Origin of the sequence: Sphaerisporangium sp. B11E5, from assembly GCF_039871875.1 — a bacterium.
In the GTDB taxonomy this organism is placed as follows: Bacteria; Actinomycetota; Actinomycetes; order Streptosporangiales; family Streptosporangiaceae; genus Sphaerisporangium.
Map to the genome: position 1 here is coordinate 234,506 of NZ_JBDPMD010000004.1, position 24,814 is coordinate 259,319.

Genomic DNA, 24,814 nt, shown 5'->3' on the forward strand with positions numbered 1-24,814 from the left:
GAACATGGCGAATCCGTTCGACAATGAAGACGGCACCTTTTTCGCACTCATCAACGACGAGGGACAGTATTCTCTCTGGCCGGCTTTCGCCGACGTCCCCGCCGGCTGGGAAATCGTGTTCGGCGAGGCCACGCGCAAGGAGTGCCTCGACTACATCGAAGAGAACTGGACCGATATGCGCCCGAAGAGCCTCATCGAGGAAATGGCGCAGTACGAGCGGGCCCGCTGATCCGATCTGACGATAAGTAAGGAGGTTCCCGCGTCATGATCGGAGGCTCGGGCCCCCAGTTCGTGATACATGGGATCGGCGAGGAATCCGGATCGGCCCGCCAGAAGATCAAAGCCGGCACGGTGAAGCGGATCCTCCCCTACACCCGGCCGTACCGCTGGGTCATCGCATTCCTTTTGGTCGTGACCGTCTCCGAGGCGGCGATCACCGCGGCGAGCCCCCTGCTGCTGAAGGTCCTCATCGACGAGGGCATCATGCCCCGCCAGGCGGGCGTCGTCGCCGTCGTCGCGGCGGTGGTCGCGGGGCTCGCCGTGCTGGAGCTGCTGGCGCAGTACCTCCAGAGCCGTCTGTCCGGCCGCATCGGCGAAGGCATGATCTACGACCTGCGCACCGAGGTCTTCGAGCACGTGCAGCGGCAACCGCTGGCGTTCTTCACCCGGGCGCAGACCGGCGCGCTGGTCAGCCGGCTCAACACCGACGTGATCAGCGCACAGCAGGCCCTCACCACCCTGCTGTCCACCGTCGTGTCCAGCGCGATCGCCGTGGCGCTGGTGCTCGGCACGATGTTCTACCTGTCCTGGGTCATCACCGTGTTCGCCCTGATCGCCCTGCCGCTGTTCGTGCTGCCGGGCCGGATCATCGGGCGGCGCATGCAGCGGCTCATGCGCGAGTCCATGGAGACGAACGCCGAGATGAGCCAGCTCATGCACGAGCGCTTCAACGTGGCGGGCGCGCTGCTGGCCAAGCTGTACGGCCGCCCGGCCTCCGAGGCCGCGCTGTTCCGCCGCCAGGCGGGCCGCGTGCGCGACATCGGCGTCGTGCTCAACGTCTACACCAAGATGCTGCTGGTCACCCTGACCTTCCTGGCGTCCATCGCCACCGCGCTGGTGTACGGCATCGGCGGCACGCTCGCCGTCAACGGCGCGTTCGAGATCGGCACCCTGGTGGCCCTCGCCACCCTGCTCACCCGGCTGTTCGGGCCGATCAACCAGCTCTCCAGCGTGCAGGCCAACGTCATGACGGCCCTGGTCAGCTTCGACCGCCTCTTCGAGGTGCTGGACCTCAAGCCCCTCATCTCCGAGAGGGCGGGCGCCGTCGCGCTGCCCGCCGTGTCCGGCCGCGAGACCGCGCCGGAGGTCGAGTTCGAACGGGTCACCTTCCGCTACCCGGCCGCCCGCGACGTCTCGCTCGCCTCCCTGGAGTCGATCGCGCTGCCGTCGCAGGAACGCAGGGACAACGCCTGGACACTGCGGGACCTGTCGTTCCGCGCCCCCGCGGGCAAGCTCACCGCGCTGGTCGGGCCGTCCGGCGCCGGCAAGACGACCATCACCCACCTGGTGCCCCGGCTGTACGACCCGAACTCGGGCACGGTGCGCATCGGCGGCGTGGACGTGCGCGACCTGACCCTGGACTCGCTGCGCGAGACCATCGGCATGGTCACCCAGGACGCGCACCTGTTCCACGACACCATCCGCGGCAACCTCATGTACGCCCGCCCCGGCGCCACCGAGGGCGAGCTGGTCGAGGCGTGCAAGGGCGCGCAGATCTGGGAGCTGATCTCGTCACTGCCCGACGGCTTCGACACCGTGGTCGGTGACCGCGGCTACCGGCTGTCCGGCGGAGAGAAACAGCGCATCGCGCTCGCGCGGCTGCTGCTGAAGTCCCCCTCGGTCGTCGTGCTCGACGAGGCCACCGCGCACCTGGACTCCGAGTCGGAGGCGGCCGTGCAGCGGGCGCTGAAGACCGCGCTCGCCGGGCGAACCTCCCTGGTGATCGCGCACCGGCTGTCCACGATCCGCGAGGCCGATCTGATCCTGGTGGTCGAGCACGGCGAGATCAAGGAACAGGGACGGCACGAGGAACTGCTCGCCATGAACGGGCTGTACGCCGAGCTGTACCGCACCCAGTTCGCGAACGGGCACACCGCCGAGCCGGTGCTCCAGCTCAGCGGCGGCCCGCCGCCGAACGGAGCGGACCTGCCTCCGCTGCCGAACGGCCCCGGCGTGTCCTACGGGCGCCCGCCCGGCCCGCCCCCCGGTTCGCCCGGCGACAACGGGCTGCCGCCCGGCCCCCCGCCACTGCAGATCCTCGGCGGCGGCGCGCCCCTGCCCCCCGGCATGTGACCGGCCCGATCCGACGAGTCGCACGAGAAGGGCTGCGAACAACCATGGACGTGTCCGCGCAGGACGCGGCGGCGAGGCTGCGCGAACTCGCCGAGTCGGGACGCCTCATCGCGGAGTACCCGAGGGCCGGCGGGCTGGTGGACCGGCTCGCCGGGCCGGAGCTGGACCGGGCCGGGCGGCTGCTCGCCCGGCTCGACCCCGGCGAGATCACCCGCGCGCACCCGGCGCTGCCCGCCGTAACTGTCGGCGTCACCGGGCACGGCACCCTCGCGCCGCTGATCCCGGCGCTCGCCGCGCAGTTCGCCCGGCACGGCCTCGTGCCGCGCCCGGTGCCGACCGACTTCGGCAACTACGTCTTCGACCTGCTCGACCCCGGCAGCGAACTGCGCCGGGCCCACCCGGACCTGATCCTCTGCGTCCTCGACGCGGGTGTGGTGTTCGACGAGGTGCCGGTGCCCTGGCGCCCCGGCGACGTGCGGCGCGCCGCCGACGAGCGCATCGGCGTGATCGAACGGCTCGCCGCGCGGTTCGACGAGACCGGCGCCGGCACCCTGGTGCTCAACACCATGCCGCTGCCCCGCCGGTACATCGCGCAGCTCGTCGACCACCGTTCCCGTGCCGAGCTCGGCGTCGTGTGGCGCGACGTCAACACCCGGCTGCTGCGCCTGGCCGAGACCTGCGCGTCGGTGGTGGTGCTGGACCTCGACCCGATCGCCGCCGAGGGCGTGCGGGTGACCGACGACCGGCTCAGCGTCCACGCCAAGATGCACCTCACCGGCGAGATGCTCACCGCCTACGCCACCGAGGTGGGCCACCTGGCCAGGCAGATCACCGGGCGCGCCAAGAAGTGCCTGGTGCTCGACCTGGACGGCACCCTGTGGGGCGGCGTGCTCGGCGACGACGGCGTGGAGGGCATCGAGGTCGGCGACGGCCGCCGCGGCGAGGCGTTCCTCGGTTTCCAGCGGGTCGTCAAGCAACTCGGCGACCAGGGGGTGCTGCTCGCCGTGGTCAGCAAGAACGAGGCCGCCCTGGTGGACCGCGCGCTGCGCGAGCACCCCCGCATGGCGCTCGGCGAGCAGGACTTCGTGCAGGTCATCGCCAACTGGCAGCCCAAGCACGACAACATCGCCCGCCTCGCGGAGAACCTGGGCCTCGCCGCCGACAGCTTCGTGTTCGCCGACGACAGCGCGTTCGAACGCGAACTGGTGCGCCGCGAGCACCCCGGTGTGGCCGTCGTGGACCTGGACGGCGACCCCGCCCTGCACGCGCGCAGCCTGCTGCGTGACGGGTGGTTCGACGTGCGCGAGGTCACCGCGGACGACCGCGCCAGGACCCGCCGCTACCGCGACGAGGCCGCGCGGATGAGCTTCCTCGACGGTTTCGCCTCCACCCAGGACTACCTGCGTGAACTGGACATCCACGTCAGGATCGAGCCGGTCACCGAGGCCGGCGCGGCCCGGGTCTCGCAGCTCACCCTGCGGACCAACCAGTTCAACCTGACCGGGCGGCGCCTGCAGACCAGGGACGTCCTCGAACTCGTCAGGGACGTCACCGCCCTGCCGCTCGCCGTGCACGCGGGCGACAGGTTCGGCGACCACGGGCTGGTCGGCGCGGTGCTGGCCCGCCGCGACGGCGACCTGCTGCGCATCGACAACTTCCTGCTGAGCTGCCGGGTCTTCTCCCGCTCCATCGAGGAGTCGTGCCTGAACTGGCTGCTGCGGCACGCCCGTGACACCGGGGCCGCCGCCGTGCTCGGCACCTACCGCGCGACCGCCAAGAACAAGCGCGTCGCCGACTTCTACCCGCGCAACGGCTTCGTGCCCGCCGGGCCGCCCGGCGGGGACACGGTGACCTTCCGGCACGGGCTCACGCGGATCGCGCCCCCGCCGGCGCACATCCGCCTGCAGACCCCCGAGGGTGAACCCGCGTGAACACCATCGAAGAATTCATCGCCCTGGTCAGCGACGAGCTGTCCCTGCCGCTCACCGTCGCCGACGCCGGCCGGGAGCTGGACGACATCCCCGGCTGGGACTCCCTGCACCTGCTGTGGCTCGTCACGGTCCTCGAAGCGCGGACCGGGCGGAACATCAGCGTCATCGACCTGCTCGACGCGCCGGACCTGCGGTCCATCTACCGGCTGGCGACGACCGGCTGACGCCGTCCGCAACGCATCGCACGTACCTGTAGTGAGGGGCTCGCATGGCTCAGCGCATCCGCCGTTTCCGGCTGTCCGCGGCGCAGTACGACATCTGGCTCGCCCAGCGCATCGGTGACCCAAGCCCGGTCTACAACTCCGGCGAGTACCTGGAGATCGACGGGCCGGTGGACCCCACGCTGTTCGAGGAGGCGCTGCGGCGGGCCGTCGCGGAGACCGAGTCGCTGAACCTGCGGATCGTCGAGGAGCCGGACGGGCCGTGGCAGGTGGCCGAGCCGGTGGACTGGCCGCTGCACGTGCTCGACCTCAGCGCGGGGGAGCGGCCCGAGGCGGAGGCGCTGGCGTGGATGCGCGAGGAGATGGGCCGCCCGGCCGACCCGCTGGCGTACCCGCTGTTCGCGCAGGCCCTCTTCAAGATCGCTGAGGACCGGTGGTTCTGGTACCACCGCTACAACCACGTGGTGATGGACGCCTACGGCTGGGCGATCTTCGGCCGGCGGGTCGCCGAGCTGTACAGCGCACTGGCCCGCGGCGCCGACTGCCCCGCGGCGCGGTTCGGCACGGTCGGGGAGCTGCTGGCCGAGCAGGACGCCTACGCCGGGTCCGCCGCGCACAAGACCGACCGCGAGCACTGGGCCGCGCGGTTCGCCGACCGGCCCGACCCGGTGAGCCTGCCCGTCGGCGGCGCCGCCGGAGCGGTGTTCCGCCGCGGCACCGCCCACCTGGACGAGCAGGACGCCCGGCGGGTGCGGGAGGCGGCCGGCACGGCCGACGTCGGCTGGCCCAACGTGGTGATCGCCGCCGCGGGGGCGTACTTCGCCCGCATCGCCGGTGTGCGCGACGTCGTGTTCAGCGTCGTCGTCACCGGGCGGGTCACCGCGCTGTCCGGGCGCACGCCCGCGACCACCGCCAACATCGTGCCGATGCGGCTGCGGGTGGACCCCGCCGACGACGTCCTCACCCTGGCGCGGCGGGTGCGCGACGAACTGCGCGACGTCGCCAGGCACCAGCGGTACCGGGGCGAGGAACTGCGCCGTGAGCTCGACTGGCCCGCGGGGAAGCGGCACTTCGGGCCGCTGGTCAACGTGGTCACCTTCGACCGCGACCTGGACTTCGCCGGGGCCCGCGCGTCGGCGCACGACCTGTCGGTGCCGCCCGTCGAGGACCTCATGATCACCGTGCGGGGCGGCGCGGGCGACGGCCGCATGCGGATCGACGTGGACGGGGACGTCTCCTCGCCCGGCGTGGACGACTTCACCGCCCACCAGCGGGCGTTCGTCACCTTCCTGCGCCACGCCGCCGCCGCGCCGGGCACGCCGGTCGGGCGGCTCGACGTGCTGGACGCCGGGGAGCTGACCCGCGTCGTGTCGTCGTGGAACGACACCGGCGCCGCGGTGCCGGCGACGACGTTGCCCGCGTTGTTCCGCGCGCAGGCCGCCCGCACCCCGGACGCCGTGGCCGTCGTCGACGAGCACACCTCGCTGACGTACGCCGAGCTGGACGCGCGGTCCGACCAGGCGGCCCGGTGGTTCCGCGCGCAGGGAGCGGGGCCGGAGAGCCGGGTGGCCGTGCTGATGGAACGCTCGGCCGGCCTGATGGTGGCGCTGTGGGGCGTGCTGAAGGCCGGGGCGTCGTACGTGCCGATCGACCCCGAGTACCCCGCCGAGCGCATCTCCTACATCCTGGAGGACGCCGCGCCGTCCGTGGTGTGCACGGGGGAGTCGTGGGACGACCCCGCGACCGTCGCCGCGATCGCCGCGATGCCCGCGTCACCGCTGGAGACGGACCTCCCGCCGGGGCTGCCCGCGTACATGATCTACACCTCGGGCTCCACCGGGCGGCCCAAGGGCACCGTGGTCTCCCACGCGTCCATCGTGAACCGGCTGCTGTGGATGCAGGACGAGTTCGCGCTGACCCCGGCCGACCGGGTGCTGCAGAAGACGCCGTCCGGTTTCGACGTGTCGGTGTGGGAGTTCTTCTGGCCGTCCCTGGTGGGGGCCGGCCTGGTGATGGCCAGGCCCGGCGGGCACCGGGACCCCGCTTACCTGGTGGAGGCCGTCGAGCGGTACGGCGTGACCGTCATGCACTTCGTGCCGTCCATGCTGGGGTCGTTCCTGCGTGAGGTGCGGCCAGGGGACTGCGCCGGGCTGCGGCGGGTGGTGTGCAGCGGCGAGGCGCTGCCCGCCGAGCTGGTCGCCGAGTTCCGGGGGCTGCTCGGGGCGGGCCTGTCCAACCTGTACGGCCCGACCGAGGCCGCGGTGGACGTCACCTCGTGGGACTGCGCCGAGGACGGGCCGTCCGGCGCGGTGCCGATCGGCCACCCCGTGTGGAACACCCAGGTGCACGTGCTCGACGCCTGCCTGCGGCCGGTCGGCCCCGGGGTGACCGGCGAGCTGTACCTGGCGGGTGCGCAGCTCGCGCGCGGGTACGCCGGGCGCCCGGGGCTCACGGCGGAGCGGTTCGTCGCGTCCCCGTTCGGCGGGCGGATGTACCGGACCGGCGACCTCGCGCGGTGGACACCCGGCGGCGAGCTGCTGTACATGGGGCGTGCCGACCACCAGGTGAAGATCCGCGGGTTCCGCATCGAGCTCGGCGAGATCGAGGCGGCGCTGGCCGCGCACGACAGCGTCGGACGGGTCGCCGTGATCGCCCGTGAGGACCAGCCGGGGGTCAGGCGGCTCGTCGCCTATGTGGTCCCGGCCGGCGACGGGGCCGACCCCGGGACGTTGCGGGCGTTCGCGGCGCGCGGGCTGCCCGAGTACATGGTGCCGTCCGCGGTGGTGGTGCTGGACGCCCTGCCCGTGACGGCCAACGGCAAGCTGGACCGGGCGGCGCTGCCCGCACCCGGGTTCGGCGGCGCCGGCCGCGGGCCCGCCACGCCGCTGGAGGAAGTGGTGTGCGGGCTGTTCGCCGAGGTGCTCGGGCTGGAAAGGGCCGGGGCGGAGGAGTCGTTCTTCGCGCTCGGTGGCGACTCGCTGCTGGCCACCCGCCTCATCTCCCGGGTGCGGTCGGTGCTGGACACCGAGCTGAACATCCGCGACCTGTTCCGCGGGCCCACGGCGGCGCAGGTCGCCCGCCTCGCCGGGAACCGCAGGGGCGCCGGTGTGCGTCCGCCGATCACACCCGCGGCGTCCGGCGGGGCGCCGCTGTCGTCCGGGCAGCGGCGCATGTGGTTCCTCAACCAGCTCGAAGAGGCCGCGGCCCGCGCCGCCTACAACGTGCCCGTCGTGCTGACGATCAGCGGGCCGCTGGACGTCCCCGCGCTCCAGGCGGCGCTCGCCGACCTGGCCGACCGCCACGAGACCCTGCGCACCGTCTACCCGTCCACCGGCGGCGTGCCGCACCCGCGTGTGCTGACCGGCCCCGGCGCCCACCCCGTGCTGCGGGTGCGGGAGACGCTGGACGTCGATCTGGCCGCGATCACCGGGCAGGGGTTCGACCTGGCGCGCGACCTGCCGTGGCGGGCCGAGCTGCTGGTGACCGGCGCGGACGAGTACGTGCTGGTGCTGGTGGCGCACCACATCGCCGTGGACGGGTGGTCCAAGGGGGTGCTGGCCGGGGACCTGCGGGCCGCCTACGCCGCCCGGCTCGCGGGCGAGGCACCGGACTGGGCGCCGCTGCCCGTGAAGTACACCGACTACGCGGTCTGGCAGCGCGACGTGCTCGGCGACGCCGCCGACCCCGGGAGCCTGCTCCACGCGCAGCTCGGCCACTGGCGGGAGGCGCTCGCCGGGCTGCCCGGCGAGCTCTCCCTGCCCGCCGACCGGAGCCGGCCCGCCGTGGCGTCGTTCCGGGGCGGCACCGTGCCGTTCGCGCTCGGGGCGGACGTGCACGCGGGGCTGGTGGCGGTCGCGCAGCGGTGCGGAGCCACGACCTTCATGGTCGTGCAGGCGGCGCTCGCGGCGTTGTTGTCCCGGCTCGGGGCGGGGACCGACATTCCCCTCGGTACCGCGGTGGCCGGGCGGGGGGATCAGGCGCTTGAGGACCTGGCGGGGTTCTTCGTGAACACGCTGGTGCTCCGGACGGACGTGAGCGGGGATCCGACGTTCACGGAGTTGCTGGGGCGGGTGCGTGAGGCGGACCTGGCGGCGTACGCGCACCAGGACGTGCCGTTCGACCGGCTGGTGGAGGAGCTGAACCCCGCGCGGTCGCTGGCCCGCCACCCGCTGTTCCAGATCATGCTCGTGCTGCAGAACGTGCCCGCGCCCCGCTGGGAGCTGCCCGGCCTGCGGGTCACGGCCCTCGACGAGGCCGACCTGCCGGCCGAGGCGGTGCCCGCACGGTTCGACCTGTCCCTCGACCTGACCGAACGCCGGGACGGCCAGGGGGCCCCCGCCGGGATCGACGGTCTCGTCCAGTACGCCGCCGACCTGTTCGACCACCCGACCGCCGAGCTGTTGCTGCGCCGCCTCGGGCGGGTGCTCGAACAGGTCGCGGCGGACCCCGGGCTGCGCGTCGGGCGGCTGGACCTGCTGGAGGAGGACGAACGGCGGGCCGTCGTCGACGCGTGGAACGCCACCGGCCATGACGTCCCCGCCGGGACGTTGCCCGAGCTGTTCCTCGCCCAGGCCCGGCGGACCCCCGACGCGGTGGCCGTGCACGCGCCGGACGCGGTCTGGACGTACCGGGAACTGGAGGAGCGGGCGTCCCGGGTGGCGGGGTGGTTGTCCCGTCGCGGGGTGCGGGCCGAGGACCGGGTCGCGGTGGTGCTGGAGCGCTCGGCCGAACTGGTGGCGGTGCTGCTCGGGATCACCAGGGCCGGGGCGGCGTTCGTGCCGGTGGACCCCTCGTATCCCGTCGAGCGCATCGGCTTCATCGTGTCGCAAGCCGCTCCTTCGGTGGTGCTGTGCACGGCCGCGACCGCCGGGGTGCTGCCCGAGGGCGTGGCCCGGGTGGTGTGGGACGACCCCGTCGTGACGGCCGAGATGTCCCGGAGCGGGGACGCCGCCCTGGTCGACCCCGGCGTGGCCGCCGAGATGCCCGGGAGCATGGACGCCGGCCCGATGGTGTGGAACGCCGCGGCGGTGGCCGAGGGGGCCAGGAGTCGTGCCGGGGTTGTCCCGCTGCATCCGGCGCTGGCGGCCTATGTCATCTATACCTCCGGGTCCACCGGCACCCCGAAGGGAGTGGTGGTCTCGCATGCCGGTGTCGCGGGGCTGGCCGGGTCTCAGATCGAGCGGTTCGGTGTCGAGCCGGGGTCTCGTGTGCTGCAGTTCGCCGCGCTGGGCTTCGACGCGGCGGTCTCGGAGATCTGCATGGCGTTGCTGGCGGGCGCGACGCTCGTACTGGCGCCCGCCGACCGCATGCCGCCGTTCGGGCGGGTCGAGGAGCTGCTCGCCGACCACCGGATCACCCATGTGACGCTGCCGCCCCCGGTCCTGGCCCAGGTCGACGAGCTTCCCGAGCATCTCGTCACCCTGGTCGTGGCCGGGGAGGCGTGCCCGCCTGAGCTGGTGGACGTGTGGTCGCCGTCCCGCCGGATGATCAACGCCTACGGCCCCACCGAGACCACCGTCTGCGCCACCATGACGCGGGCGTTGTCCCCGCGGCCGGGCCGTGCCTCGGTGCCCATCGGCGCCCCGATCTGGAACACCCGCGTCTACGTCCTGGACGACTTCCTCCAGCCCGTCCCCCCGGGGGTCACCGGCGAGCTGTACGTGTCGGGCCCCGGCCTCGCCCGGGGTTACGCGGGCCGCCCCGGCCTGACCGCCGGCCGTTTCGTGGCCTGCCCGTACGGCGGCCGCATGTACCGCACCGGGGACCTGGCCCGCTGGACCGCCGGCGGCGAGTTGCTTTTCGCCGGCCGCGCCGACGAGCAGGTGAAGCTTCGCGGCTTCCGCATCGAGCTCGGCGAGATCGAGGCCGTGCTGGCCGCCCACCCGGCCGTCGCTCATGCCTCCGTCGTGGTGGACGGCGCGAAGCGCCTGGTGGCCTACGTGGTCCCGGCCGGCCACCGCACGGCGGCGCCGGATTCGCCGCACCACGTCCCGCCGTACCGGCGCCGTCAGGATGCGCACACGGGTGGCGGGAGCGGGGATGCCCCGCTCGCGAGTGCCTCGCCCGGGAGTGCCTCGCCCGGGAGTGCCGCGCCTGGGATTGTCCCGCTCGGGAGTGCCTCGCCGGTGGATGCCGTGGAGCTGCGGCGGCACGCCGGAGAGAGACTCCCCGAGTACATGGTTCCGCAGGTGATCGTGGGGTTGGACACCTTGCCGGTCACGGCGAACGGGAAGGTGGACAAGGCGGCGTTGCCCGCGGTCGGGGGCGGGGCGGGGCGGGCCCCTGCCACCCCTGTGGAAGAGGTGTTGTGCGGGCTGTTCGGTGAGGTGCTGGGAGCCGGGAGGGTCGGGACGGACGACTCGTTCTTCGAGCTCGGTGGTGACTCGTTGCTGGCCATGCGGCTGGTGGTGCGGGTCAGGGCGGTGCTCGCCGTGGAGGTCACCATCAGGGACCTGTTCGCGGCGCCTACCGTCGCCGGGCTGGCGCGGCTAGTGGAGGACGGCCGGGGAAGCGGGCCGCGGCCCGCGCTGACGGCGCGGGAGCGGCCGGACGTGGTGCCGCTGTCGTACGGGCAGCAGCGCATGTGGTTCCTGAGCGGGCTGGAGGCCGCCGGGGCCGGGGCGGCGTACAACGCGCCGCTGGCCCTGCACCTCACCGGGGACCTGGACGTCGCGGCGCTGGAGGCCGCGCTCGCCGACGTGGCGGGACGGCACGAGATCCTGCGCACCGTCTTCCCCGAGACGGGTGGCGTGCCCCGGCAGGAGATCATGGACGGCGGGACGCCGCTGCGCGTCCGCCACGTCACCCCCGACGAGGCGCCCGCCGTGCTCGCCCAGGTCATGGCGCAGGGCTTCGACCTCGCGCGGGACCGGCCCTGGCGGGCCGAGCTGCTGGTGACCGGCGCGGACGAGCACGTGCTCGCCCTGGTGGCGCACCACATCGCGGTGGACGGGTGGTCCATGGGCGTGATCGCCCGGGACCTGCGGGACGCGTACGCGGCGCGGTGCCGGGGCGCGGCCCCGGCGTGGTCGGCGTTGCCGGTGCAGTACGCCGACTACGCGTTGTGGCAGCGCGAGGTGCTGGGGGACGCCGGCGACCCCGCGAGCCTGGCCGGCGAGCAGCTCGGGTACTGGCGGGAGGCCCTGGCGGGGCTGCCGGAGGAGACGGCGCTGCCGGTGGACCGGGTGCGGCCCGCCGTGCCGTCGTTCCGCGGCGGGTCCGTGCCGGTGCGCGTGGACGCCGCCACCCACGCCGCGCTGGTCGAGGCGGCCCGGCGGGGCGCGGTGACGCTCTTCATGGCCGTGCGGGCGGCGCTCGCGATGACACTGTCCCGGCTCGGCGCGGGCACCGACATCCCCGTCGGCACCGCGGTCGCCGGGCGCGGCGACTCGGCGCTCGACGACCTCGCGGGGTTCTTCGTGAACACGCTGGTGCTGCGCACCGACGTCAGCGGGGACCCGACGTTCGCCGAGTTGCTGGCCCGCGTCAAGGAGACCGACCTGGCGGCGTACGCGCACCAGGACGTGCCGTTCGAACGGCTGGTGGACGAGCTCAGCCCTGAGCGGTCCCTGGCCCGCCACCCGCTCTTCCAGGTCATGCTGGTGCTGCAGAACACGCCGCCCGCCACGTGGGAGCTGCCCGGCCTGACGGTGCGCGCGGAGGAGGCCGAGGCCCCGGCCCGGTTCGACCTGTCGGTCACGCTCACCGAGCACCGCGACGGCCAGGGCGCCCCCGGCGGCATCACCGGCGACCTGAGCTACCCCGCCGACCTGTTCGACGCCACCACGGCGCGGGCCCTCGCCGCCCGGCTGGTCCGCGTGCTGGAACAGGTGGCGGCCGACCCGAGCCTGCGGGCGGGCGACCTGGACGTGTTCGACGAGGACGAGCGGCGCCGGGTGCTGGAGGAGTGGAACAGCACCTTCCACCCCGTGCCGGACGTCACGCTGCCCGGCCTGTTCGCCGACCGGGTGGCGCGCGCCCCGGGCGCCGTCGCGGTGGTGAGCGGGGACGTCACGCTGACGTACGCGGAGCTGGACGAGCGGTCCGGCCGCGTGGCGCGCTGGCTGCACGGCCGGGGCGTCGGCCCCGAGGACCGGGTCGGCGTGGTGATGGACCGCTCGGCCGACCTGGTCGCGGTGCTGCTCGGCGTGGTGAAGGCCGGGGCGGCGTACGTGCCGCTCGACGCCTCCCACCCGGTGGACCGGCTCCGGGCGGTCGCCGCCGAGGCCGGCCTGGCCCTGGTGCTCGCCGACCGCGACCTGCCTTCGTTGCACGCCGTCCCGGTGACCGAGGCGCTGGCCGGGCCCGCGGGCGCCGTGGACGTGCCCCTCTCGCCGGACGGCCTCGCGTACGTGATGTACACCTCCGGCTCCACCGGCGTGCCGAAGGGCGTGTCCGTGACGCACGGCAACGTGGCCGCGTTCGTGCTGGACCGCTGCTGGCGCGCCGACGTGCTGGAACGGGTGCTGGTGCAGGCCAACCACGCCTTCGACGCCTCGACGTACGAGATCTGGGCACCCCTCGCGCACGGCGGCACCCTGGTGCTCATGCCCCCCGGTACCGCGGACGCGGCGGCCCGGGGCCGGGTGATCGCCCGGCACGGCGTGACCAACGTGCACGCCACCGCCGGCCTGTTCCGGGTGCTCGCGGAGGAGTCCCCCGAGATCTTCGCCGGGGTGCGCGAGGTCTCCACCGGCGGCGACGTGGTGTCGTCCGCCGCGATCCACGCCCTGCTGAAGGCCCACCCCGGCCTGGTGGTCCGCACCACCTACGGCCCCACCGAGACCACCGCCTTCACCACCCAGCTCGCGTTCGCCGCGGGCGACGACATCCCCGCGAGCGTCCCCCTCGGCCTCCCGATGGACAACTCCCGCGCCTACGTGCTGGACGAGCGCCTCCGTCCCGTCCCGCCCGGTGTGGTCGGCGAGCTGTACGTGGCGGGCGCCGGCCTCGCGCGCGGCTACGCGTCCCGCTCCGCCCTGACCGCCGAGCGTTTCGTGGCCTGCCCGTTCGGCCTGGGCGGCCGGATGTACCGCACCGGCGACCTGGCCCGCTGGACCCTCGACGGCCGCCTGCTCTTCGCCGGTCGCGCCGACGACCAGGTGAAGATCCGCGGCTTCCGCATCGAGCCCGGGGAGATCGAGGCCGTCCTCACCGCGCACGAAGGTGTGGACCAGGCCGCCGTGATCGTCCGCGAGGACCAGCCCGGCGCGAAGCGCCTGGTCGCCTACGTCGTCCCGGCCGGGGCCGGCGCCCCCGCCGACGCGCTGCGGGAGGCCGTCGCGGCGGTGCTGCCCGGGTACATGGTGCCGGCGGCCGTGGTGACGGTGGAACGGCTGCCGGTGACCGTCAACGGCAAACTCGACCGGGCGTCGCTGCCCGTCCCGGTGTACGAGACCACGCGGGGCCGGGAACCGGGGACCCCCGCCGAGGCGGCGCTGTGCGCCCTGTTCGCCGAGGTGCTCGGGCTGGACGAGGTGGGGGTGGACGACTCGTTCTTCGAGCTCGGCGGCGACTCGATCATGTCGATGCTCGTCGTGGCACGGGCCCGCCGGGCCGGGCTCGTCGTCACCGCGCGCCAGATGTTCGAGCAGCGCACCCCGGCCGCGCTGGCCCGCGTCGCCGGGACCGATTCCGCCGCGCCGGCCGCCGACGACGGGACGGGAGCGGTGCCGCTGACCCCCGCGATGCTGGAGCTCGCGGAGAAGGCCGGCGAGGTGGCACTGACCGGCTCACTCGCGCAGTCGGTCCTCCTGGAGGTGCCCGGCGGCGTCGAGCCGGAACGCCTCGTCGGCGCCGTGCGTGCCGTGCTGGACCACCATGACGTACTCCGGGCCCGGCTCACCGGTGGGCGGCTCTCCGTGCCGGAGAAGGGCGCCGTGCCGGCCGCCGGCATCGTCCGGGCCGCCACCGCCGACGCCGCCACCGAGACGGCCGCCGCCGTCGCGCGTCTGGACCCCATGGCCGGGACGATGATCCAGTTCGTCCGCTTCGGCGGCGACGCCCACCCCGCCGTCCCGTCCGCCACCCCGGAGCCGGGGCACGTGCTGGTGGTGGCCCACCACCTGGTGGTCGACGGGGTCTCGTGGCGGGTGCTCGTACCGGACCTGGAAGCCGCGTACCGGGGCGAGGTGCTGGAGGGCGGGACGTCGTTCCGGCGGTTCGCCACGGCACTGGAGCGGGAGGCCGTGAGCGAGGAGCGGGTCGCCGAGCTTCCCACGTGGCGGCGGCTGCTCGACGGGCCCGCCACGGTCGTGGCGGGACGCGCCCTCGACCCCGCCGTGGACCTGGAGGGGCGGGGCATGCGGCGGGTCACCGCACGGCTCCCGCTGCGCGAGACCGGGGAGCTGCTCACCCGGGTGCCGGCGGCCTTCCACGCGGGGGTGGACGACGTGCTGCTCGCCGGGCTCGTCGGCGCGCTCGACGAGTGGCGGCGCGCCCGGGGGCTGGACGTCACGGGCGGCGTGCTCGTGGACGTGGAGAGCCACGGGCGGGTGCCGCTCACCGGCGACATGGACCTCACCAGGACCGTCGGCTGGTTCACCGGCTCCCACCCCGTGCGGCTCGACCCCGGCCCCCTCGACCACGCCCGGGTCAGGGACGGCGCCGCCGAGGCGGGGCGCCTGGTCAAACGCGTCAAGGAGCAACTGCGCGCCGTCCCCGGGGACGGCCTCGGGTACGGGCTGCTGCGGTACCTGAACCCGCGCACGGCGCCCGGACTCGCCGCGCTGCCCGTCCCGCAGGTCGGCTTCAACTACCTCGGCCGCTACGGCGCCGGCGCCTCGGAAGGCTGGCGTCCCGCCGGGGACACCGTGCTCAGCGTCATTCCCGACCCGCGTATGGCCGCCACCCACGCCTTGGAGGCCGCCGCGTTCGTCCGCGACCAGCCCGGTGGCCCTGAGCTGACCCTCTCCCTCGTGTGCCCCGCCGCGCTGCTCGGCGAGGACGCGCTCGCCGGGCTGGCGTCCGCGTGGACCGCCATGCTGACGGGCCTCGCCGCGTGCCGGGACGGCGGGCGGACGCCGTCCGACCTGCCCCTCGTTCCTCTCACCCAGGCCGACATCGAGGACCTGGAGGCCACCGACCCTGGGCTCACCGACGTCTGGCCCCTGTCCCCGCTGCAGGAAGGGCTGCTGTTCCACTCCCGGTATGACGAGCAGGCCCGGGACGTCTACGTCGAGCAGACCTTCGTCGACCTCGACGGGCCCCTGGACGCCGCCGTCCTGCGCGCCTCCTGGCAGGCCCTGCTGGACCGGCACGCCGGCCTGCGCACCGGCTTCCGGCAGCCCGCGGGCCTGACCCGGCCCATCCAGGTGGTCCTCGACGGCGTGACGTTGCCCTGGCGCGAGGAAGACCTGTCGTCCTCGCCGTCACCCGAGGCGGACGCCACGCGGATCGCCCGCGACGAGCAGGTACGGTTCGACCTCGCCGTGCCGCCCGCGCTGCGGCTGCTGCTGCTCAAGCTCGGCGAGTCCCGGCACCGCATGGTCGTGACGATGCACCACATCGTGATGGACGGCTGGTCGCTGCCCGTCCTGTTCGGCGAGCTGTCCGCCGTCTACGCGGCCGGGGGCGACGCCTCCGGGCTGGCGCCCGCGGCCCCGTACCGCGACTACCTGGCCTGGCTGGCCGCCCAGGACTCCGATGCCGCCCGTTCGGCGTGGCGCTCGGCCCTCGCCGGGGTGTCCGAGCCGACGCTGGTGGCCCCGGCGGACCCCGGCGGTGCGCCCGTGGTGCCCCGCACCCTCACCTGGCGTCCCGGCCCCGCCACGTCCGCCGGCTTGCGGGACCTGGCGCGGGCGCACGGGCTGACGGTGAACACGGTCGTGCAGGGGGTGTGGGCCGTCCTGGTGGGGACGCTGACCGGGCGCACCGACGTCGTGTTCGGCACCACCGTGGCCAACCGGCCCGCCGAGGTGGCCGGGGTGGAACGGATGCTCGGGCTCTTCATGAACACCGTCCCGGTGCGGGTCAGTCTGGAGCCTTCCTCGCCGTTCGTGACGTTGCTTGCCGAGCTGCAGGGGCGGCAGTCGGAGCTGATCGCGCATCAGCATCTCGGGCTGGCGGACATCCAGCGGGCGGCCGGGGTGGGGGCGTCGTTCGACACGCTGCTGGCGTACGAGAACTACCCCCGCGACCCCGACGGGCCGCTGCGGCTCGCCGGGGTGACGGTGAGCGGCCTCGACGGGGAGGACGCGGCGCACTACCCGCTGGTACTCGGGGTGCTGCCTGGGGAGTCGCTGGAGTTGCGGCTGGACTACCGGCCGGATGTGTTCGACGAGAGTTCGGTGCGGGAGCTGGCGGGGCGGCTGGAGCGGGTCCTCGGTCAGGTGGTGGCTGATCCGTCGGTCCGGGTGGGGTCGCTGGAGGTGCTGTCCGCCGGGGAGCGGCGGATGGTCGTGGAGGAGTGGAACGCCACTCGGCGTCCGGTGGGTGGGGTGTCGTTGGCGGGGTTGGTGGAGGAGCGGGCCGCTCGCACGCCTGACGCCGAGGCGGTGGTCGGCGGTGGGGTGCGGTTGTCGTATGCGGAGTTGGATGCGCGGGCCAATCGGGTTGCTTGGTGGCTTTTGGCGCGGGGGGTTGGGCTTGAGGGGCGGGTTGGGGTGGTGATGGAGCGGTCGGTGGATCTGGTGGTGGTGCTGCTGGGCATCGTCAAGGCCGGGGCTGCTTATGTTCCTGTCGATCCTGCTTATCCGGCTGAACGGATCGCTTTGATGCTGGAGGGGGCTCCTCCTGGTCTGGTGATCGCGGAGTCCGGTACCGCTGATGTTGTGTCTGGGGCGGTGTTGTGGGACGACCCGTTGGTTGTCGCGCAGGTGGCCGCCCAGCCGGAATCGGCGCCCGAGGTCGCTGTCTTCCCGGGGTCGTCGGTGTATGTGATGTTCACTTCCGGCTCTACCGGGGTGCCGAAGGGGATCGTGGCCACCCATGGTGGTGTGTGTGGTCTGGTGACCGACCAGGGCTGGGAGGTGGGTGCCGGGGATCGGGTGCTGATGCATGCGCCCCATGCGTTCGACGCCTCCACCTATGAGTTATGGGTCCCGCTGGTTCATGGGGCGACGGTCGTGGTCGCGCCGGCTGGGGTGGCGGACGCGGTCACGGTCGGGAACCTGATCGAGTCGCATGAGTTGTCGCATGTCCATGTCACTGCCGGGTTGTTCGGTGTGCTGGCTGAGGAGTCGCCCCAGGCGTTGTCCCGGTTGAGTGAGGTGCTGACCGGTGGGGATGTGGTTCCCGCTGGGTCGGTGGGCAAGGTTTTGGCGGTGTCGCCGGGGCTGCGGGTGCATCATCTGTACGGTCCGACCGAGGTGACGTTGTGCGCGACCACGTATGTCCTGTCTCCCGGTGCCGACGCTCCGGAGGTTTTGCCGATCGGCGGGCCGCGGGACAACACCTGTACCTATGTGCTGGATGAGTTCCTGCGTCCGGTCCCGGCGGGTGTGGTGGGTGAGTTGTATGTCGCCGGTTCTGGTCTTGCCCGTGGGTATGACGGCCGGGCGGGGTTGACGGCGGAGCGGTTCGTGGCTTGTCCGTTCGGCCAGGGTGGCCGGATGTATCGCACGGGGGATCTGGCCCGGTGGACGGTGTCGGGTGCGTTGATGTTCGCCGGTCGTGCCGATGATCAGGTCAAGATCCGTGGGTTCCGGGTGGAGCCGGCTGAGGTCGAGGTCGTTCTTGCCTCTCATTCCGCTGTGGGTCAGGTCGCGGTGATCGCTCGTGAGGATCAGCCTGGGGTGAAGCGGCTGGTGGCGTATGTGGTTCCGGTGGACCGCCGTATGCAGGCGGCGGATTCGCCGTACCACGTCCCGCCGCGTCGGCGCCGAGACGGAGCGACGTTCAGCGGTGGGGAGGGGGCGGGCGGGGGCGTGCGCGGGGGTGCGGGCGGTGCCGCCCTGGCGGGCGGCGACCCTGTCCTGGTGGGGCAGGACCCTGTCCTGGCGGGTCGGGAGCTTGTCGAGGGGTTGCGGGAGTACGTGGGGGAGCGGCTGCCTGAGTACATGGTGCCGTCGGCGGTGGTGGTGCTTGAGGCGTTGCCGGTCACTGTGAACGGGAAGCTTGATCGGGGGGCGTTGCCGGTTCCTCAGTTCGGAGGGGTGGGGGGACGGGGGCCGGTCACGGCGGCGGAGGAAGTGTTCTGTGGGCTGTTCGCTGAGGTGCTCAATCTGGAGCGGGTGGGGGCGGAGGAGTCGTTTTTCGATCTTGGTGGGGATTCCATCATGTCGATGCTGGTCGTGGCGCGGGCTCGGCGGGCGGGGCTGGTGGTCAGTGCTCGGCAGGTGTTCGAGGAGCGGTCGGCGGCGGGGCTGGCGCGGGTCGCGGTGGTCGCCGGGGGGGTCGAGGCGGTCAGTGATGACGGGGTGGGGCGGATTCCGCTGACGCCGGTCATGCGGGAGCTGGCGGAACGGGCGGGGGAGGTGGCGCTGACGGGGGTGCTGACGCAGTCCGTCCTGCTGGAGGCGCCGGAGGATCTGGACTTCTCTCGTCTGGTGGCCGCCGTCCAGGCCGTTCTCGACCGCCGTCCTCTCCTGCGGGCCCGGCTGGACCTCGGCGCTCAGGCTCTGGTCGTGCCTCCGGTGGGCGAAGGGCTGCGGGCCGAGGACTGCGTCACGCGAGGGGACGTCGCCTCGGGTGCGGACGGGGTGGATCCCGTGGGCGGGGTGATGCTGCGCGTCGTGGCCGCGCCGGGCCGGGTGCTGGTGGCGGCGCATCACCTGGTGGTCGACGGGGTCTCGATGCGGGTGCTGGTGGCGGATCTCGTCGCGGCGTACGAGGGGGCGGAGCTCGACGCGGAGGGGACCTCCTTCAAGACATGGGCCGCGGAGCTGGAAGGGCGGGCGGGAAGCGCCGAGGAGGCCGGGGAATGGGCCCGGCTGCTGGCGGGGGAGGACGCGCCGCTGTCACGGCGGGCGCTGGATCCGGCGGTGGACACCGTGGGGAACGGCGTGCGGCGGGTGTCGGTGCGGGTGCCCGGCGCGGTGGCGGGGGAGTTGTTGTCCCGGGTGCCGGCGGCGTTCCACGCCGGGGTCGACGAGGTGCTGCTGGCGGGGCTCGCGGCGGCGCTGCGGGAGTGGCGTGGAGGCGGCGGCGGGGTGCTGGTGGACGTCGAGCGGCACGGGCGGGTGCCACTGGCCGACGGGATGGATCTCAGCAGGACGGTGGGGTGGTTCACGTCCGTGCACCCGGTCCGGCTGGACCCCGGGGGGATCGACACCGAGCGGGTCCGGCGCGGCGCGGCCGACGCGGGACGGCTGCTCAAGAGGGTCAAGGAGCAGGTGCGTGCGGTGCCCGGCGACGGGCTCGGGTTCGGGGTGTTGCGGCACCTCGACGCCGGCACGGCTCCGGTGCTCGCGGCGCTGCCGAGGCCGCAGGTCGGTTTCAACTACCTCGGGCGGTTCGGGGCGGCGCCAGGAGGGAGCTGGCAGCCGGTCGAGGACGAGGTGCTCGGCGGGTCCACCGACGGGCGGATCGCGATGTCGCACGCCCTGGAGGCGGGCGGCATGGTGCGCGACCTGCCGGACGGGCCGGAGCTGACCGTCACGCTCTTCGGCCCGGCGGGGCTGTTCGACGCGGCGGACCTGGACCGGCTGGCGTCCGCGTGGGTCGCGATGCTCACCGGGCTGGCGGCGTACCGGGGCGGCGGGCACACCCCGTCGGACTTCCCGCTGGTCGCGCTGGCCCAGGACGACGTGGAGGACCTGGAGGCCACCACCCCGGGGCTGGCCGACGTGTGGCCGCTGTCCCCGCTCCAGGAGGGCCTGCTGTTCCTGTCGGGCTACGACGAGCAGGCCCGCGACGCCTACATCTGGCAGCGCCTCGTGGACATCGACGGCGCCCTGGACACCGGCGTGCTGCGTGCCTCGTGGCGCGCCCTGCTGGACCGGCACGCGAGCCTGCGCGCCGCGTTCCCCCGCCTCGCGGGGCTGGAGCAGGCCGTCCAGGTCGTGGCGGGCACCGTGGACCCGCCGTGGCGCGAGGTGGACCTTTCCGGCTTGGCGCCCGAGCAGGCCGCCGCCGAGGCCGCGCGGCTCACCGCCGAGGAGGAGGCCCGGTTCGACCTCGCCACCCCGCCGCTGCTGCGGCTGCTCCTGCTCAAACTGGGGGAGTCCCGGCACCGCATGGTCGTCACCATGCACCACCTCGTCATGGACGGCTGGTCGCTGCCCGTACTGTTCGACGAGTTGTCGCAGGTCCACGCGGCGGGCGGCGACCCGTCCGTCCTGCCGCCCGTCACCTCCTACCGCGAGTACCTGTCCTGGCTGGCGTGCCAGGACACCGGCGCCGCCCGCGAGGCCTGGCGCGAGGCGCTCGCCGGGGTGGACGACCCCACCCTCGTCGGCCCGGGTGACCGCGGCGGCGAGCCGGTCCGGCACGTGGTGGCCCAGGCCGGCGCCCCGCTCACGAAGGCGCTCCGCGAGACCGCCCGGGCGCACGGCCTGACGCTGAACACCGTGCTCCAAGGCGCCTGGGCCGTCCTGGTGGGGATGCTCGCGGGCCGGTCCGACGTGGTGTTCGGCACCACGGTCGCCGGGCGCCCGGCCGAGCTGGCCGGGGTGGAACGCATGCTGGGCCTGTTCATCAACACCGTGCCGGTGCGGGTGTCCCTCACGCCGGACCGGCCGTTCGCCGAGCTGCTCGCCGGCCTGGGCGAACGGCAGACGGCGCTGCTCGCGCACCAGCACCTCGGGCTGGCGGACATCCAGCGTGTCGCCGGCGACGCCGCCACCTTCGACACCTTGATGGTGTACCAGAACTACCCGGGCGACCCCGGCGGCCCGCTCAAGATCCCCGGCCTGCGCAGCGCCATGGCGGGCGGCGGGGACGCGGCCCACTACCCGCTCACCTTCGTCGCGACGCCGGGCGAGGACATGGAGCTGCGCCTGGAGTACCGCCCGGACGTGTTCGACCGGGCCGCCGCCGAGACGCTGGTCGCCAGGCTGGCCCGCCTCCTGGAGCAGATCGCCGCCGACCCGGGCGTGCGGGTGTGCGACCTCGGCCTCCTCACCCCCGAGGAGGAACGGCGCGTGCTGCGCGACTGGAACGCCACCGCGCGTCCCGTCACCGCCACGCTCGTCCACGAGCTGGTCGAGGCGCAGGTGGCCCGCACCCCGGACGCCCCGGCCGTCGTCACCGCGCACGAGAGCCTGACGTACGCCGAACTGGACGCCCGCGCCAACCGGCTCGCGCACTGGCTGATCCGCCGGGGCGTCGGCCCGGAGGACCTGGTCGGCGTCGCGATGGAACGCTCGGCCGACCTGATCGCCGTCCTGCTCGGCGTGCTGAAGTCCGGCGCCGCGTACGTCCCCATCGACCCGGACTACCCCGCCGACCGCATCGCCGCCATGCTCACCGACGCGGCCCCCGCCCTGGTCGTCTGCACCCGCGCCTCCGCCCCTGTGATCGAAGTGGCCGGCGGTGCCGAGCGCCACGTGTGGGACGACCCGGTGGTGGCCGCCGAGCTGGCGCTCTGCCCGGCGGACGCGCCCGCCGACGCCGGCCGGGTGGCGCCGCTGCGTCCCGAGCACCCGGCGTACGTCATCTACACCTCCGGGTCCACCGGCAGGCCCAAGGGCGTCGCCGTGCCGCACCGGGGGGTGGCGAACTACGTCGCGTGGCGGATCCCCGCGTACGGCTGGGGGCCGGGGGACCGGGTGCTGCAGTTCGCCTCGGTGTCGTTCGACACCTCGGTGTCGGAGATCTACCCGACGCTCGCGGGCGGCGCCACCCTGTGCGTCGCCCGGCGGGACGGCGACCTGCTGCACGAACTGGAGACCCTGGCGGTGAACGCCGTCACCTTCACCCCCACCGTGCTGGAGTCCCTGGCCGGCGAGGACGACGAACGCGCCGCCGCGGTCCTCGGGAACATCGAGCACCTGGTGACCGCGGGTGAGGAGTGCGGGCCGGACGTGGTGCGCCGCTGGGCCCCGGGCCGGGCGCTGCACAACGAGTACGGCCCGACGGAGAACTCGGTGGACGTCACCTCGTGGACGGCCCCCGCCGACCCGCCGGACGTGGTGCCGCTCGGCGGCCCCATCGCCAACGTCCGGGTGTACGTGCTCGACCGGTTCCTGCGCCCCGTCCCGCCCGGCGTCACCGGCGAGCTGTACGTCGCGGGCACCGGCGTCACCCGCGGCTACGTCCGCCGCCCCGGCCTCACGGCGGAACGTTTCGTCGCCTGCCCCTTCGACGGGACCGGCGCCCGCATGTACCGCACCGGCGACCTCGCCCGCTGGACCGCGGACGGCGCCCTGCGCTTCGGCGGCCGCGCCGACCACCAGGTGAAGATCCGCGGCTTCCGCGTCGAACTCGGCGAGATCGAGGCCGTCCTCGCCGCCCACCCCATGGTCGCCCAGGCCGCCGTGCTCGCCCGCGCCGACCAGCCCGGCGTGAAACGCCTCGTCGCCTACGTGGTCCCCGCCGAAGGGGACGGCACCGGCGACGCGGCGGACGCCGAGGCGCTGCGTGCGCACACCGCCGGGCTGCTGCCCGACCACATGGTGCCCGCCGCGTTCGTGATGCTCGACCGGCTGCCCGTCACGGTGAACGGCAAGCTCGACCGGGCCGCCCTGCCCGCCCCCGAGTTCGGCGCCCCGGCGTCCGGGCGGGCGCCCGCGACTCCCGTCGAAGCGGTGCTGTGCCGCCTGTTCGCCGAGGTGCTCGGCCTGGACCGGGCCGGGGCGGACGACTCGTTCTTCGAGCTCGGCGGCGACTCGATCATGTCCATGCTGGTCGTCACCCGCGCCCGCCGCGAGGGCCTTGTCATCACCACCCGGCAGGTGTTCGAGCACAAGACCCCGGCCGCCGTCGCCCGTGTCGCCGACAAGGCCCCCGACGAGCCCGCACGCCGCGAACCCGACGTCGCGGTGGGCACCGTGCCGCTCACCCCCGTCATGCGGGAACTGGCCGAACGGGCGGGCCCGGTCGCGCTCAGCGGCTCGTTGTCCCAGTCGATGCTCGTCGAGGTCCCCCCGCTGGACCCGTCCCTGCTGGCCGCCGCGCTGCGCACTCTGCTCGACCACCACGACATCCTGCGGGCCCGCCTCGGCGACGGCTGCCTCCACGTCCCCGGGAAGGGCGAGGCGGCCGTCGCCCTGCGCACCGCCACCGGCCCCCTGGAACAGGAGACCGCGGCCGCGGTGGCGCGCCTGGACCCGGCCGCCGGCGCGATGCTCCAGGCGGTCTGGTTCCCCGAAAAGGCACACCTGCTCCTCGTGGCCCACCACCTCGTCATCGACGGCGTCTCGTGGCGTGTGCTCGTCCCCGACCTCGCCGCCGCCTACACCGCCCTGGAGGCCGGACGCGAGCCCGCGCTCGACCCGCCCGGCACGTCGTTCCGGCGCTGGGCCCGCGCGCTGGCCGCCGAGGTCCCCGGACGGCGGGCCGAGCTGCCCGCGTGGCTCCGGCTGCTCGGCGACCCCGACCCGCTGATCGGCGCACGCCCCCTCGACCCGGCGGTGGACACCGTGGCGGGCGGCATGCACCACGTGTCGCTGCCCGTGCCCGTCGCCACCACCAGGGAACTGCTGACCGCCGTGCCCGCCGCGTTCTACGCGGGCGTGGACGACGTCCTGCTCGCCGGGCTGGCCGCCGCCGTGGCCGAGTGGCGCGGCGACGTCACCGGCGGCGTGCTGGTGGACGTCGAGGGCCACGGCCGCGTCCCGCTGACCGAGGACATGGACCTCACCCGCACCGTCGGCTGGTTCACCGGCTCCCACCCCGTGCGCCTCGACCCCGGCACCCGTGACCACGCGGGCATCCGCGCCGGCGGGCCCGCCGCGGGCACCCTGATCAAACAGGTCAAGGAACAACTGCGGGCCGTGCCGGGCGACGGCCTCGGCTACGGCGTGCTGCGCCACCTCGACCCCGAGCCCGACCCCGCCCTGGTGGCGGCGCCGGCCCCGCAGATCGGCTTCAACTACCTCGGCCGGTTCACCCCGTCCGTCGGCCAGTTGGACGGCCATGACATCGGCGGAACCAGGTGGCAACCTGTCGGGGACGTGGTGCTCGGGGGTAGCGCGGACGCCCGGATGGCCGCGTCCCACGCCCTCGAAGCCGGAGGGCTGGTGCGCGACCTGCCGGCGGGACCCGAGCTGACCCTGACCCTGACCTGCCCCGCCGGACTGCTCGGCGAGACCGCCCTCCACGACCTGGCCACCGGGTGGGCGGCCATGCTCACCGGCCTGGTGGCGCACACCGCCGGCCCCGGCAGCGGCGGGCACACGCCGTCCGACTTCACCTTCGTGGCACTTGGCCAGGACGAGATCGACGAGTTCCAGATCAGGCTCGCAGGCGAAAGGGGACAGCGGTGACCCA

5 protein-coding genes are annotated in these 24,814 nt (G+C 74.1%); all 5 read left to right on the plus strand.

All coding sequences use genetic code 11. The features are described 5' to 3' along the window. Window positions 1-4: 4 nt before the first annotated feature. The 5 genes from ABGB17_RS06575 to ABGB17_RS06595 are packed head-to-tail and all read left to right on the plus strand — an operon-like array spanning window position 5 to window position 24,810. The gene (locus ABGB17_RS06575; RefSeq protein WP_347626888.1) at window positions 5-229 is read left to right on the plus strand and encodes an MbtH family protein; all 225 of its coding nucleotides are present in this window, start codon (window positions 5-7) and stop codon (window positions 227-229) included. A 35-nt stretch (window positions 230-264) separates the two neighbouring features. Beyond that, a complete protein-coding gene (locus ABGB17_RS06580) occupies window positions 265-2,352 on the plus strand; it encodes an ABC transporter ATP-binding protein (RefSeq protein WP_347626889.1) in 2,088 nt (695 codons plus the stop codon). Window positions 2,353-2,396: 44 nt separating this feature from the next. Continuing rightward, entirely contained in the window at window positions 2,397-4,283 is a 1,887-nt protein-coding gene (locus tag ABGB17_RS06585; protein ID WP_347626890.1) for an HAD-IIIC family phosphatase, read from the plus strand. Beyond that, on the plus strand, window positions 4,280-4,507 hold the full coding sequence (locus tag ABGB17_RS06590; RefSeq protein ID WP_347626891.1) for a hypothetical protein: 228 nt from the start codon (window positions 4,280-4,282) through the stop codon (window positions 4,505-4,507). The genes ABGB17_RS06585 and ABGB17_RS06590 overlap by 4 nt, the downstream gene beginning before the upstream one ends. A gap of 44 nt (window positions 4,508-4,551) precedes the next feature. Further along, entirely contained in the window at window positions 4,552-24,810 is a 20,259-nt protein-coding gene (locus tag ABGB17_RS06595) for a non-ribosomal peptide synthase/polyketide synthase (RefSeq protein WP_347626892.1), read from the plus strand. Window positions 24,811-24,814: the final 4 nt, after the last annotated feature.

What these genes read in the sequence shown, in the direction of transcription:
- ABGB17_RS06580 (WP_347626889.1), top strand. Translation starts at nt 265, where the DNA reads ATGATCGGAGGCTCGGGCCCCCAGTTCGTGATACATGGGATCGGCGAG.
- ABGB17_RS06575 (WP_347626888.1), top strand. Translation starts at nt 5, where the DNA reads ATGGCGAATCCGTTCGACAATGAAGACGGCACCTTTTTCGCACTCATC.
- ABGB17_RS06585 (WP_347626890.1), top strand. Translation starts at nt 2,397, where the DNA reads ATGGACGTGTCCGCGCAGGACGCGGCGGCGAGGCTGCGCGAACTCGCC.
- ABGB17_RS06595 (WP_347626892.1), top strand. Translation starts at nt 4,552, where the DNA reads ATGGCTCAGCGCATCCGCCGTTTCCGGCTGTCCGCGGCGCAGTACGAC.